Here is a 13,133-nt window from a genome sequence, read left to right as displayed (position 1 = left end):
AAAGAACCTACTTAAGTAGGTTCTTTTTATCTCAGCTATTATTTTTTAGCTGCAACCATCTGCTTATAAACATCTCGGAAAATCTCATAATCAATAAATTCATTATGTTCAGGTTTTAAATTCTGAATTGTTTTTTCCGTAAGTTGCTGTTTGCGAGCAGCGATATAAACTTTACCTAAAATATCAGCTGTTTCTGACAACAAGTGTTTTTCTTCGTCAGAACTACCATTTTGTTTTTCAAACTCTAATTGATACTGTTTTGAGAAAAGCTCTGCAGGTTGCTTATATTGTTTCTGTAGTTTTTGCCATACTTCACGCCCAGCTTCACCTTGTATTGTTGTGATCACAATATGGTCCACAGCTCGGCCTAAGTCATTATCAAATTGGTCTTCTTGCTCAAGATGATGCTTTTTCTGCAACGCCTCAATACGTTCTAAAGCTTTACCTTGTGGGTTATAGGTTTCCTCTTCAGAGAACCAGTAAGCATAAACCTCGGCAATTTCTTGCAACTGTTGAACTGAATAATAATGAATATATGACGGTTTTTCGGCAGTTAATTTTGCAATAAACACAGCCTTATAAGTTTTGTCATAAGTATGCGTTGCATCATAAGTTTTATCTGCAAGCACAGCCAGATTTGCATCTAAATCTTGCACATCGCTATGGATGCCCACAGGATGCTCTAAAACATCACTTTGCCCAAGCTTTTCGCCAAAACCTTTAATAAAGTTTTCAAGCATAGAACCTTTACTTGCTTCAGCTACAGACTTAGCTTGTTTAAGCTGCTGCTGATCAATTGAAGTCGCTTTCCCATAATTGAGAATTTGCATATCTGCTTTAATATTAAAGCGGTGCTTAAACTCAGCTGGCGTATAATCGACATCGTAGTCCATATTAACTGCACGGCCTTTGTCATCTAAAGCTACATCAATTGTGATAGGGTTTCTTTGCTTCGGTAAAGCTTGTTCAATTTCGTCCTTATGTTTTAACCAAAGAGTTTTAAATGCTTCATCATTAATAAACTGGTTTTGGTTATAAGCTTCAAAAGTTTGCTTTAAAGCGTCCTGACGAGACTTGATTTGCGCTTTTTGGATACTTGTATCGCTCTGATCTAGCACATCAACACCGTAGATCTGACAATAATTAATATCACCTAAAGCGACTGGTCTTTTAAGTGATTTTAATTCAATACATTGATCTTCAGTCAGTGCAACTACTTCTTCATTTTCTGAAGTTTGTTCAGCCTCTGCTACAGCCACATCACCCGCCTCTTCACTAGAAGCAGATTCTACTTCTTCATCTTCAGAAGTAGAGGTATTACCTAAATGAGCATTAACAAGTGAGTACAACTGTTGACTAACAGCAGCGGCATCATCAGAAGAAACTTTTTGTTCTTCTTTACCAGCAATGCCTTTTTTCGCATCAGAAGACGCAATCTCTGCGGCAAGCGTTTCAGCAAGTTTTTCGTCATCAACACCTAAAACACTTTTTTGAAGATATTTTTCATTGACTTGCCCGTACAAATCTACTTCTAAAAGCAATTGCTCAACCGTCGTTTTTAAACGAATTTTTTCAACCGCACCCGCTTTACGATCAGCCTCAGTCAACGATACACGTTGTAAGTTTTGCGGTTCAGCTAATCGGTATGAAACAGCACTTGAAGCTTTAAGATATTCAATAAACTTTTTCATATCGACATTTTTAAAGAAGGCTTTATATTTTGAGAAATCAATATAGGCCAAATTATTTTGATTATCTTTATTGACCAGATATGGCATCAAACCAAAATAATTTATGTAAAACTTATAATTCTCAAGGTCAAGCACCATTGGCAATTTTGCCTGAACTAAAAGTGTCGGTTTTTCATATTTGGCAGTTAAATTAAATGAACCCATTTTTTGACGATAATGTATTGAGCCGTCATAACTAAACTGCAAATCATTTAACAAATTAAATAATACGGCATTAATTTTTTCAGAACGTGCTGATGAAGTCAGTCCCAAATCACCTTGTTCATTTGCAATCGCTGCATATAAGGTTTGTTTCTGTGCCCGACTTAAGGCAACTTTTTGCTCACGTAAATATTGATCAACTTTCTTTTGTAATTCAGCATCTAACTTAGAAGTATTCTCAGCTTTTACATTTTGTTTTATTTGTGAGGGATCAACGGTAATTTTAAAGTTTCCGCGATAATCATAACTCGGGTATTCATACATCGCATTAACACTTTGAATAGCTTTTTGCTCTAAACTCGCAGATGCCACCTGTGGACGCACGGTGTGTTGTGTACATGCGGTCAAGCCCAAACTAAATAAACATAAACTGAGATATTTTAAATGCATAACCTTTTTTAAAACCTTATCGCTTTATCTTTTTAACAAAACTTGCTAAAAATAAGAAAATTAGTTGTTTTTTCACATAAAAGTATAAGTCCCGACTTTAGCAGAAATTATAATTTCAGGTGTATTTATTTTCGACAAAATTCGCTTTTCTGACATTTCTTTCGGGTGCGATTAACATTGTATTTTTATCATGCGAGTGAATAATCAAATCATCGATTCAGATAATCCCACAATGATTCAAAATTAGGATTAAAGCCATGCCAGCATATAAAGCTCCGCTACACGATATCCGCTTCTTAATGAATGAAGTACTAGACTATCCTGCCCACTACAAAACTTTATCGAACGGTGAAAATGCAGATCCTGATACAGTAGATATGATTCTTGAAGGTGCGGCAGATTATTGTGAAAACGTATTGTCGCCACTTAACCAATCTGGTGATGAAGAAGGTTGCCATTTTGACAACGGCGAAGTAACTACTCCCAAAGGCTTTAAAGAAGCTTATGACCAATTCGTAATGGGCGGTTGGCAAGGTCTTTCTTACCCAGAAGAATTTGGTGGTCAAGGCCTTCCAATGTCTTTAAATCTGATTAAATCAGAGATGATGGGTACTGCAAACTGGTCATTTACCATGTACCCAGGTTTAAGCTCTGGTTGTATGAATACTATTTTGCAATTCGGTACTGATGAGCAAAAACAAACTTATATGCCTAAGCTTGTTGAAGGTACTTGGAGCGGCACAATGTGCTTAACCGAACCTCAATGTGGTACAGACTTAGGACAGGTAAAAACTAAAGCTGAACCTCAAGCAGATGGTACTTATAAAATCACTGGTACAAAAATCTTCATTTCTGCTGGTGAACATGATTTAACTGAAAACATCATTCATATCGTACTCGCACGTCTTCCAGATGCACCTGCTGGTACTCGTGGTATCTCATTATTCATCGTACCAAAATTCATGCCTACAGCTGATGGTGGTGTTGGTGAGCGTAATACAGTCGCTTGTGGTTCAATCGAACACAAAATGGGAATCCGTGCATCTGCAACTGCGGTACTCAACTTTGATAATGCAACTGGTTATTTAATCGGCGAAGTGAACAAAGGCCTACATGCAATGTTTACCTTCATGAATACAGCACGTATTGGTACTGCTGTTCAAGGTATTGCACACGCTGAGTTATCGTTCCAAGGCGCATTACCATATGCCAAAGATCGTATGTCAATGCGTGCGCTTTCTGGTAAAAAAGATCCAGATAAAGTTGCTGATGCAATTATTCACCACGCAGACGTACGTCGTATGCTGTTAACTCAAAAAGCAATCGCTGAAGGCGGTCGCTCAATGATTTACTACGCTGCTCAAATCGCTGACAAAATGACAGACGCTTTAGCACGTGGTGATCAAGCTGCTTTTGAAGACTACGATGATAAACTTGGTTTCTATACACCAATTTTAAAAGGTTTCTTAACTGAACTTGGTTTAGAAGCTGCTAACCACGGTATGCAAGTTTACGGTGGCCATGGCTACATTAAAGAATGGGGTATGGAGCAAATCGCACGTGATGCACGTATTGCAACGTTGTATGAAGGAACAACTGGTGTTCAAGCACTCGACTTAATTGGTCGTAAAGTGTTGTTAAGTTCAAAAGGTAAAGTAGTTCGTGAATACACTGCTGAAATCTTAAAATTCTGTGCTGCACATGCACGTAATAAATATTTACGTCGTTTTGCTTGGGACTTAACTAAACTTTGTGCTCAGTGGAACACTTTAACAGTTCGTATCATGCTTGCTGCACGTAAAGACCGTGACATCGTATCTTCTGCTTCTGTAGATTTCTTGATGTTCTCAGGCTACGTGATGATGGCTTATTTCTGGGCTCAACAAGCTGTGGTTGCTTCTGAGAAATTAGAAGCAGGTAACGGCCAAGAAACTGCTGAATTCTATAAAGCAAAAATCAAAGTTGCTGATTTCTACTTCGACCGTTTATTACCGCGTGCTCAAGGTCATGCAGAATCAATGGTGACTACATCTCGCACATTAACATCATTACCAGTGGAACACTTTAGCTTCGATTACTAATCATTGTTAAATAGTGAAACGAAAAAGAGCGCAATATAAATTGCGCTCTTTTCATATAAAGAGGTATCTATTCTTTAGTTAAAACATAAGCCTGATTTGGAACAAAATAGTTTTGCTCTAAAAATTCACGATTTTTTCCATAGTCGCTATAAAGTAATTTTTCTAAATTCGTGACCAATTTTTTATTTGAATCAAGATTAAAATAAAAATTAACTTTAGATAATGGACATTGAATTGTTAGCTCGCGCTCTTTTTCATCTACTTTCCAATTTAGAGTAGGACATAACTGATTTACAGCGGCACTTTTAGCACCGTCCTTACTTCCCACACGACCAAAATGGACAACATTCCAATAAGCTGACCCATTTGGTAATAAATTTAAAATGTATTCTGCTTCGCCTGATTCACAATCAGCAAAAGCATCCTCGCATGAAATACGAGTGTGATATCGTCCTACATATTGCAATGAAGCTGCATTTAATTTTTGGGTTTGATCTGAGGTATCTTCAGGTAAAAAAGTTCGTCCAGCGACATAATCCAATGTTTTTATAGACGTACTACTTTTTATTAAGTTTTCTTCATGATTAGAACTAGAACTTGTAGTTGAGTGATCTTTTGAATTGGTATGGTTTATATCGCAAGCACTGAGTGTCATGCACATCGCAGCCACTACAACCACATGCTTAACTGAAAAACGAGACCACTTCAAAGACATATACATTATTCACAGATAACAGCAACAGCTACATTTACGATTCAAATCAAGTATTAGCTGATTGCCGCTTTAAACTCTTAAGCCCTGAAAGGGTGCATTTTAGTAGATGTTAGTTTCGTTCATTTCAATCCTTTACATATTTTAACTATTTTACTTTTTAAAGGACTTTAAACCCGTTATTTTGTCTCCATATTTTTATTAAGCAAGAGCAATAGCTTCTTGTAACTTTTATCTTTAAGGAGAATTAGATGGCCAGTTCTGGTTTATATCGCTCGAACCGACACAGCATGATCGCCGGTGTAATGGGTGGTATTGCTGAACGTTTTGGTTGGAACGTAACTTTACTACGTGTCATTTTTGTTTTGATCTCAATTATGAGTGCTGCCTTTCCAGGAATTTTAGTTTATCTGGTTTTATGGTTAGTGATTCCTAAAAAACAGCCAGAACATATTGAAGGCTATCGACAATCCGTCCGAACAGTAAATGAAGAACAAGTACGTTAATTAATAACTTTGGTCGCTACGGTTGCATCCCCTAATCAACCGTAGCTTTTTTTATGTTTAAAATTACAATTTACGATTTAACTGCTGTTGTAAAGCCGCAATCATATCTGCACGGCTAATGATTCCAATCAGTTTTCGTTCCTCAACCACCGGAATATAGTTAAAAGACTTCTCAACAAAGTAAGGTACAAGGTCTTGAATCGGCTGAGTTGGCAGTACAGTAACTACTCGACGACTCATAATTTGTCTTACGTAATGCTGCCATGAGTTTCTTGGATCTGTTGCCCCTTTAAACCATTCCACAACTTCATATAGCGCCAAAGTACCCACTAAATGGTTGTCTGCATTAACTACAGGCAAACTCATGAGATTTTCTTGTTTAAATTTATCTAATGCCTGATGAATATCATCATTTTCATGCAATTTAATCACATCACGGCTCATAATATCCTGACAGGTATATTGGTTCACCATGCGTTCATTGGCATGTTCTTGCGCTTCTAAAATGATTTTTTCTAAGTCGTACTGGCTGATATCTAACAATTCAGTATGATGTTCTAATGCGTACTCAATATCTTTTGGCTGAATTGATACTTTTTGAGTAGGTGTTGGATCTTTGCTTCGCTCATTTAAATGTGCAGTAACCGGATAATGTCGCCCAATCAATCGATTAAAAAATACAGCAAAACCGAGTAGAAGTAATGAGTTGAGCAGAACCGGATAAAAAACGAAATAAAAGCCTAATTTATGAATGGCAGCACCGCCCAACACAGCCGTAATCGCAACCGCTCCACTCGGCGGGTGCAAAGAGTCGGTGGTCATCATTAAAAATATAGCAAAACCCACAGCCACACTAAAAGCCGTGGTTAAATCCGGAATCCACTGTGCACAGGCAACGCCAATTATGCCGGCTAAGGTATTACCAACAATTACATTCCATGGTTGAGCTAAGGGACTAGTCGGCACAGCAAAAAGAAGAACAGATGAGGCACCCATTGGGGCGATATACCATGCATTAATTCCACCGAGAACATACCAGCTAATTAAGGAGGAAATTGCTAAACCACACAACGCTCCAATACCGCAAAGTAACCGTTCTTTTAAGGGTAAAACTTTAAAATTTGGCTTTAAAATCTGTAACCATTCTCGCTGTATAACACTCACAGTACACCTTTGGGGATATGCCGTTATTTATAACGGGCAAAAGTATACGCCCAAAGCCACTTAAAGTGCATTTAAATTATACCTTTTAACTATCAGAAAACTTATTAAACCTATTCTTACTATTCTAATACTTTAATATTCCATCAATTTTTCATTTAAATAACGCCAATAACGCTTCGGCAAATATTGCACATGAAGTTTTATATTTTGCCGTTCAGTAATATTTACGCTCTTAAAATAATCCTTCCAAAGCTGATCATATAAAACTTCCTGCTCATCAAGCTCAAGCTGAAAGCTTTGGCTCATTCCATTTTTTAAATTACGATCAACATCCGAGGCTTCTAATGAAACTTCATGTATTTCACGTAAATCATAATAGATTCCAAACTTGCGTTGTTCGTCATAAATAAGCCAACGTTGATCTTGATAACGCCGTTTAAAATGAGGCTGAATAAGCGGTAAAACATTAAAATCGGGACGTACTAAACTTAAAAAAAGCTCATCTTTAGTTTTCTTAAACCGAATAAAAGCTTCCATCCGATGTTTCTCTCGCCCGACTTTTTTCGTCCACTGCGCAATCGCTAAAACACTAGGATTTGAATAATCTTTTTCAATGGAAACATGGCTAGTAAACACATAGATACAATAATCAAATAAGTGCTGATAGGCGTCTAAAGATTCAGATAAAGAGGCAAAATAAAATTGTTTTAACGAAGAAGATGAAAGCTTTTTTTGTAGCGCTGACCAAACACGTTCAGCATGCCATTCGTTATTTTCAACCTCAATTTTATCGGCAAATAAGCCATGTTGAGCTACATTATTCAAACAGAGCCTGACCTGTAATTCTTTAAATTGAAATGCACGAAAAACACAGCTCAGCAGCCCAACCATCGAACCATCAAAATAGTAAGCCACTTCATCATTAAACATTGCTAAAACCCAAGGCTTAATTGTGGCGAGAGTTGCTGCACATATTTCGAAGATCCCTGCGTTAAAATCTGCTGCCGAATAAAACTTGATGATAGTTCTTTTTGGAATTTTGGACTGTCTTCGCAGCGAATAAAGAATTTTGCACGCTGATAGGCTACGCCGAGTTTTTTTAATAAATCGATATGGATTTTTCCAAAACGACGAGCCTGTACAATTTTCTTGGCCGATTTCACCCCAATGCCCGGCACACGCAAAATCATTTGATAATCGGCACGATTTAAATCTACTGGAAACTTTTCAGGATGCCTTAAAGCCCAGCTTAATTTCGGGTCTACATCAAGGTCTAAGTTTGGGTGTTTTTCATTGACAATTTCATTAACTTCAAAACCGTAAAAACGCATTAGCCAATCGCTTTGATAGAGTCGGTTTTCCCGTAGTAATGGCGGTGCAGAACCCACTGCTGGCAAGTAATTATTTTCGGTATTAATTGGGATATAACCAGAAAAATAGACGCGTTTGAGTTTAAATTCTTTGTAATGCTTGTCTGCCATAAACAAGACATCTTGGTCTGACTCTTGATGGGCCCCCACTACCATTTGTGTGGTCTGCCCTGCTGGTACATATTTCGGCACATGCTTAATGATTTGTCGCTCATCTTTAAGCTGAATGAGCCTGTCACGGACCAAACCTAAATCTTTTTGCACTTCCTGATGTGATTTTTCGGGTGCAAAAGTTTTTAGCCCAACCTCGGTCGGCATCTCTAAATTAATACTCATCCGGTCAGCATATAAACCTGCTTCATGAATCAGTTCAGGCGATGCTCCCGGAATCGTTTTTAGATGAATATAACCATTAAAGTTTTCTTCAAGGCGCAACTTCTTTACGACTTGAAGCATACGCTCCATCGTATGATCTGCCGATTTAAAAATGCCAGAGCTTAAAAATAAGCCTTCGATATAATTACGACGGTAAAAATTAATGGTTAAGTCTACAACCTCTTGCACCGTAAATGCTGCACGCTGGACATCATTAGAACGGCGTGAAACACAGTAGGCGCAGTCAAAAATACATACATTACTAAATAGAATTTTTAAGAGAGATACACAGCGGCCATCTTCGGTATAGCTATGGCAAATTCCTGAATGGCTGGCATCTCCTAAACCTTTATCTTTATTTTTACGGTCACTGCCACTTGATGAACAAGACACATCATATTTAGCAGCATCAGCAAGAATCTGTAGTTTTTCCCGAATGCGATCAGACATATCAAACGACTCATTTATGGCATCGTTTAAAAAATATCATTTTGCATTCTTAAATTTAATCCAGTGAAGTATGCTAAGCGTCATGAGGTGACGTTTAAAATAATTCGTCTTAATTAATGTATTCTTCAAGCTGTTTTACACGCGCTGCATACTCTTGCATTGGGCAATACGAATACATCGGTGAGCCAATGTATGAGCCTGCATTACTACATTCCTGATCTACATAAGCTTTCCAAAGTCGCTGAGATTTTAAAATATCTTGATAACGCTCTGGCTGTTTATATTCTTCGCTTTGTGTGCGAATTTGATCAATGAGAGCAACAATTTTTTCTTCATAAGTCTTTTTAGCTTGTTCAGAACAGCTATGCACGACCATGTTGTTAATACTCTCAAGCTGTATTTCTTTAATGGTCTGTTCTACACATTGGTTGTATTCATCTTGCTCATCAGTTTCCGTCTGCGCGTAAAGCCATGGACTACAAAAAAGGCTGGATAAAACAATGAGTTTTCAGCAAAATTTCAGCAAAATTTATTCTCGATTCTATAATTTTTAATATGCATCAATATAACAAAAAAATGATTATTCGCGCACTTGCGCTAGCTCCCATACCTTTTTTGAGTATATCTGCCTTAGGAATAATCATCTTCAATGCGGAATTTAATCTTTATTCGGTTGCAGTTATTTTTCTAGCCCATTTCTTATTTTATTTACTTTTTTATGGCCTTCTAGTTATTCCTTTCGCATATATCACTTCATATTTTCTCGTGCGTAAAAATCGTTTAAATCTGATGAGTATTTTTATCTGCGCAACTGTCATCTGGATTTTGATTAGCCCTATTACACGCTTAATTTTTGTCGGTTCATTCCCTTCTCCTTGGTGGCATATTTATAAGATCTATAGTTTTTATCTTATGATTTTATTTACTAGCTTTTGCTACTGGCTAGGCTTGGAATGGCTGAGGCGAAAACAAATAGGCTAAACACATATTCCTGTGATTAAGCCTTTGCCACTCCCCCACAAAATCCTTATACTTAGGGGCAATTTTTCTCATAAATTCGTGGATGCTACATGAGTCGCGCCATCTCGCACATTGATACATTTCAGGGCTTAATTCTTGCCCTACAAAACTATTGGGCCGAACAAGGCTGCGTCGTATTACAACCTTACGACATGGAAATGGGCGCTGGAACATTCCACACCGCAACATTCTTACGTGCTTTAGGGCCTGAAACTTGGAATGCTGCATATGTTCAACCTTCACGTCGTCCAAAAGATGGCCGCTATGGTGAAAACCCGAACCGTTTGCAACACTACTACCAGTTCCAAGTGGTACTTAAGCCAAACCCAGACAACATTCAACAGCTTTATCTTGATTCTTTAAAAGCAATCGGGATTGATACGCTTACTCACGACATCCGTTTCGTAGAAGACAACTGGGAATCTCCAACGCTAGGTGCTTGGGGCTTAGGCTGGGAAGTTTGGCTTAACGGTATGGAAGTAACTCAGTTCACTTACTTCCAACAAGTTGGTGGTGTTGAATGTTACCCAGTAACAGGCGAAATCACTTACGGTTTAGAACGTCTTGCAATGTACCTTCAAGGTGTTGACTCGGTTTATGACCTTGTTTGGACCAAAGGCCAATTTGGTACTGTGACTTACGGCGACGTATTCCATCAAAATGAAGTTGAGCAATCGACTTATAACTTTGAATACGCTCCAGTTGAGAAACTATTTGAACTGTTTGATTTTTACGAATCAGAAGCAAACCGTTTAATTGAAGCAAAACTTTCTCTTCCTGCTTATGAGCAAGTTGTTAAAGCATCTCATACCTTTAACTTGCTAGATGCACGTGGCGCAATTTCTGTGACTGAGCGTCAACGTTACATTTTACGTGTACGTACTTTAGCGCGTGCTATTGCACAAAGTTATGTACAAGCACGTGCAGAGCTTGGCTTCCCAATGGCAGAACCACACTTGCGTGATGAAGTATTGGCACAGCTAAAAGCACAAGCTGAAAGTGAAGCAGCAAAGGCGGAGAAAAACTAATGAGCAAACATACTGTTTTATTCGAACTTGGCTGTGAAGAACTTCCACCAAAAAGCTTAAAAACTTTACGTGATGCATTACAGGCAGAAACGGTAAAAGGCTTAAAAGATGCGGGCTTAAACTTCGCCTCAATCGAAGCTTATGCAGCTCCACGTCGTTTAGCGCTTAAAATTGTTGATATCGATGCTGCTCAAGCGGACACTCAAAAACGTTTTGACGGCCCTGCTGTTCAAGCGGCTTACGATGCAGAAGGTAAACCGACTAAAGCACTTGAAGGCTTTATGCGTGGTCAAGGCATTACAGTTGATCAGCTTTCTACTTTCCAAGCAGGTAAAGTTGAAAAAGTTTGCTATTTAAAAGATGTGAAAGGTCAAAGCCTTGATGCTTTACTTCCACAGATTTTACAAACTGCATTAGACAATTTACCAATTGCTAAGCGTATGCGTTCTGCTGCAAGCCGTACCGAATTTGTACGTCCAGTGAAATGGGTTCTCTTACTTAAAGATGACCAAATTGTTGACGCCACTATTCAAGATCACAAAGCTGGCAATGTGACTTATGGTCACCGTTTCCATGCACCTGAAGCTGTGACTTTAGCGCATGCAAATGACTATTTAGCTGCTTTAGAGAAAGCTTACGTTGTTGCGAACTTTGAAAAACGTCAAGCAACCATTCAAGAACAAGTTAAAAAGTTAGCTGATGAAGTTAACGCAACCGCTATTGTTCCAAGTGACTTACTTGATGAAGTCACAAGTTTGGTTGAATGGCCTGTGGCTTTACGTGCAACTTTTGAAGAACGCTACTTAGCTGTTCCTCAAGAAGCTCTTATTACGACAATGCAAGACAACCAGAAGTATTTCTGTTTGATCAATAGCGAAGGTAAATTACAGCCTTACTTCATTACTGTTTCAAATATTGAGTCTAAAGATCCGACTCAAATTATTGAAGGTAACGAAAAAGTTGTTCGTCCTCGTTTGTCTGATGCTGAATTCTTCTTCTTACAAGATCAAAAGCAACCGCTTGCATCTCGTAAAGAAAAATTAGCAAACATGGTATTCCAAGCACAGCTTGGTACGCTTTGGGACAAATCAACACGTATTGCAAAACTTGCAGTTGCATTATCTTCAATCACTGGTGCAAACCCAGCAGATGCTGAAAAAGCTGCATTACTTGCTAAATGCGACTTAACCTCCGAGCTTGTTGGTGAATTCCCAGAACTTCAAGGTATTGCGGGTACTTACTACGCACGTATTGAAGGTGAAAACACTGAAGTTTCAGAAGCTTTAGGTGAGCAATATTTACCAAAATTTGCGGGTGATGTTTTACCTAAAACTAAAACAGGTACAACGATTGCTCTTGCTGACCGTTTAGATACACTTGTTGGTATTTTTGGTATTGGACAAGCACCTACAGGTTCTAAAGACCCGTTTGCTCTTCGCCGTTCAGCAATTGGTATCTTACGTTTAATCATTGAAAATGAATTAGATGTAACGATTGAAGAATTAGTTAATCTTGCCCTGCAAGGTTATGGCGATATCGTTAAAGACCACGACAAAACCCGTGCTGATGCTGTTACGTTCTTGGAAGGTCGTTACCGTGCTAAGTACGAAGACCAAGGCGTTGCTGTTGACGTACTTCAAGCCGTTCAAGCACTCGCACCGAAATCTCCACTTGATTTTGATAAGCGTGTAAATGCTGTTAACCACTTCCGCACATTACCTGAAGCTGCTGCGCTTGCTGCTGCAAACAAACGTGTTGCGAACATTCTTGCCAAAGAAGCAACACCTGAAGGTTCTGTAGTTGAAGCAAACTTGGTTGAAGCTGCTGAAAAAGCATTATTTGCTGAGCTTCAAGCAGTGACACCTGTGGTTGAGCCATTACTTGCAGCAAAAGATTACACTGCTGCCCTTTCTAAGCTTGCAGCACTTCGCGCGCCAATTGATGCATTCTTTGATGGCGTAATGGTAATGGCAGATGATGCTGACCTAAAAGCAAACCGTTTACGTTTATTAGCTCAGTTGCGTAACTTGTTTACTGCTGTAGCTGATGTGAGTGTCTTGCAGGGTTAAAATTATATAAAAATTA

Annotated in this window: 11 protein-coding genes; 5 read left to right on the top strand and 6 right to left on the bottom strand. The window is 38.5% G+C overall.

The window, feature by feature from the left end; genetic code table 11:
* Positions 1-38: 38 nt before the first annotated feature.
* Positions 39-2,342 carry a hypothetical protein gene (locus tag KTJ10_RS12370; RefSeq protein ID WP_213385299.1) on the bottom strand — a complete coding sequence of 768 codons (2,304 nt, stop codon included), beginning with the start codon at positions 2,340-2,342 and terminating at the stop codon, positions 39-41.
* Between the two features lie 257 nt (positions 2,343-2,599).
* Here KTJ10_RS12370 and KTJ10_RS12365 point away from each other — a divergent pair, with 257 nt between their 5' ends.
* Positions 2,600-4,423 carry an acyl-CoA dehydrogenase C-terminal domain-containing protein gene (locus tag KTJ10_RS12365; protein WP_064786488.1) on the top strand — a complete coding sequence of 608 codons (1,824 nt, stop codon included), beginning with the start codon at positions 2,600-2,602 and terminating at the stop codon, positions 4,421-4,423.
* Positions 4,424-4,490: 67 nt separating this feature from the next.
* On the opposite strand, the gene KTJ10_RS12360 is transcribed toward KTJ10_RS12365, so the two are convergent.
* Positions 4,491-5,138: a hypothetical protein gene (locus tag KTJ10_RS12360; RefSeq protein WP_213689241.1), complete on the bottom strand. Its 648-nt coding sequence runs from the start codon at positions 5,136-5,138 to the stop codon at positions 4,491-4,493.
* 248 nt (positions 5,139-5,386) lie between these two features.
* On the opposite strand from KTJ10_RS12360, the gene KTJ10_RS12355 reads away from it, so the two are divergent.
* Positions 5,387-5,641: a PspC domain-containing protein gene (locus KTJ10_RS12355; RefSeq protein WP_002116779.1), complete on the top strand. Its 255-nt coding sequence runs from the start codon at positions 5,387-5,389 to the stop codon at positions 5,639-5,641.
* 63 nt (positions 5,642-5,704) lie between these two features.
* On the opposite strand, the gene KTJ10_RS12350 is transcribed toward KTJ10_RS12355, so the two are convergent.
* The 4 genes from KTJ10_RS12350 to KTJ10_RS12335 all read right to left on the bottom strand — a co-directional run bounded on the left by KTJ10_RS12350 (position 5,705) and on the right by KTJ10_RS12335 (position 9,502).
* The gene (locus KTJ10_RS12350) at positions 5,705-6,805 is read right to left on the bottom strand and encodes an HPP family protein (RefSeq protein WP_262442125.1); all 1,101 of its coding nucleotides are present in this window, start codon (positions 6,803-6,805) and stop codon (positions 5,705-5,707) included.
* Between the two features lie 132 nt (positions 6,806-6,937).
* Positions 6,938-7,735 carry a TIGR03915 family putative DNA repair protein gene (locus KTJ10_RS12345; RefSeq protein ID WP_032006471.1) on the bottom strand — a complete coding sequence of 266 codons (798 nt, stop codon included), beginning with the start codon at positions 7,733-7,735 and terminating at the stop codon, positions 6,938-6,940.
* 2 nt (positions 7,736-7,737) lie between these two features.
* Positions 7,738-9,000: a putative DNA modification/repair radical SAM protein gene (locus KTJ10_RS12340; RefSeq protein ID WP_032006470.1), complete on the bottom strand. Its 1,263-nt coding sequence runs from the start codon at positions 8,998-9,000 to the stop codon at positions 7,738-7,740.
* A gap of 109 nt (positions 9,001-9,109) precedes the next feature.
* A complete protein-coding gene (locus KTJ10_RS12335) occupies positions 9,110-9,502 on the bottom strand; it encodes a lysozyme inhibitor LprI family protein (RefSeq protein WP_049069374.1) in 393 nt (130 codons plus the stop codon).
* A 53-nt stretch (positions 9,503-9,555) separates the two neighbouring features.
* On the opposite strand from KTJ10_RS12335, the gene KTJ10_RS12330 reads away from it, so the two are divergent.
* The 3 genes from KTJ10_RS12330 (at position 9,556) to glyS (ending at position 13,117) form a co-directional block, all read left to right on the top strand.
* Positions 9,556-9,981: a hypothetical protein gene (locus KTJ10_RS12330; protein WP_262442124.1), complete on the top strand. Its 426-nt coding sequence runs from the start codon at positions 9,556-9,558 to the stop codon at positions 9,979-9,981.
* A gap of 89 nt (positions 9,982-10,070) precedes the next feature.
* Positions 10,071-11,048 carry a glycine--tRNA ligase subunit alpha gene (glyQ, locus tag KTJ10_RS12325; protein WP_002044989.1) on the top strand — a complete coding sequence of 326 codons (978 nt, stop codon included), beginning with the start codon at positions 10,071-10,073 and terminating at the stop codon, positions 11,046-11,048.
* A complete protein-coding gene (glyS, locus tag KTJ10_RS12320; protein WP_017481687.1) occupies positions 11,048-13,117 on the top strand; it encodes a glycine--tRNA ligase subunit beta in 2,070 nt (689 codons plus the stop codon). The genes glyQ and glyS overlap by 1 nt, the downstream gene beginning before the upstream one ends.
* Positions 13,118-13,133 lie beyond the last annotated feature (16 nt).

Origin of the sequence: Acinetobacter sp. WU_MDCI_Abxc222 (genome assembly GCF_025514755.1) — a bacterium.
GTDB classification, from domain to species: Bacteria; Pseudomonadota; Gammaproteobacteria; order Pseudomonadales; family Moraxellaceae; genus Acinetobacter; species Acinetobacter geminorum.
Note: the sequence above shows the minus strand (reverse complement) of the source record. Positions and strands in the feature narration are given on the sequence as shown.